The 1061-nt window shown below is 76.2% G+C and carries 1 protein-coding gene; it reads left to right on the top strand.

Annotation, left to right across the window (positions count from 1 at the left end; genetic code table 11):
- Positions 1 to 1061: type VII secretion-associated serine protease mycosin (mycP, locus tag ABZ281_RS50380; RefSeq protein ID WP_356665656.1), on the top strand; the 1061-nt coding region annotated here is incomplete at both ends.

Below are 1061 nucleotides of genomic sequence, written 5' to 3'. Positions count from 1 at the left end.
GCCGCCACCGCGCACGCCGACGGCATCCGCGCCCAGCAGTGGGCCCTGGACGCCATGCACACCGAGCAGGCCTGGCAGACCACCAAGGGCCGGGGCATCACCGTCGCCGTCCTGGACACCGGCGTCGAGGCCGACCACCCCGACCTGGCCGGCAACGTCCTCCCCGGCAAGGACCTGATCCGCTTCGGAGCCGAACCCGGCGACCGCGCCTGGGCCCGGCACGGCACCGCCATGGCCGGCATCATCGCAGGCCACGGACACGGCCCCGGCGACGCCGACGGCGTCCTCGGCATCGCGCCCGAGGCGAAGATCCTCCCCGTCCGCGTGATCCTCGAGGACGGCGACCCCTCCCGCGCCAAGGCCCGCTCCACCCGCGGCAACGCCCTCGCCGAGGGCATCCGCTGGGCCGCCGACCACGGCGCCGACGTCATCAACCTCTCCCTCGGCGACGACTCCGCCTCGGCGCACCCCGAACCCGGCGAGGACCAGGCCGTCCAGTACGCGCTGAAGAAGGGCGTGGTCGTCGTCGCGTCCGCCGGCAACGGCGGCGAGAAGGGCGACCACATCTCCTACCCGGCCGCCTACCCCGGCGTGATAGCCGCCACGGCCGTCGACCGGGCCGGCACCCGCGCCTCCTTCTCCACCCGCCGCTGGTACGCCACCGTCAGCGCCCCCGGCGTCGACGTCGTCATCGCCGACCCCGACCACAAGTACTACGAGGGCTGGGGCACCAGTGCCGCCGCCGCCTTCGTCTCCGGCGCCGCCGCCCTGGTCAAGGCCGCCCACCCCGGCCTCGCCCCGGCCCAGATCAAGTCGCTCCTGGAGGACACCGCCCGCAACGCCCCGTCGGGCGGGCGCGACGACTCCCGCGGCTTCGGCTTCATCGACCCGGCCGCCGCCATCGAGGCCGCCGGCCGGATCGAGCCCGAGGGCCTCCAGCCGGCGTCGCACGGTGCGAAGTACTTCGGCAGCGGACCGGACGCCGACGCCTCCGGCGACGACACCGCCGACTGGGCCGCCCCCCTCGCGGGCGGCGCCGGCGGCGTCCTGCTGGTCGCGGC

This window comes from Streptomyces sp. NPDC006265, assembly GCF_040613555.1.
GTDB lineage: Bacteria > Actinomycetota > Actinomycetes > Streptomycetales > Streptomycetaceae > Streptomyces.
Note: the sequence above shows the minus strand (reverse complement) of the source record. Positions and strands in the feature narration are given on the sequence as shown.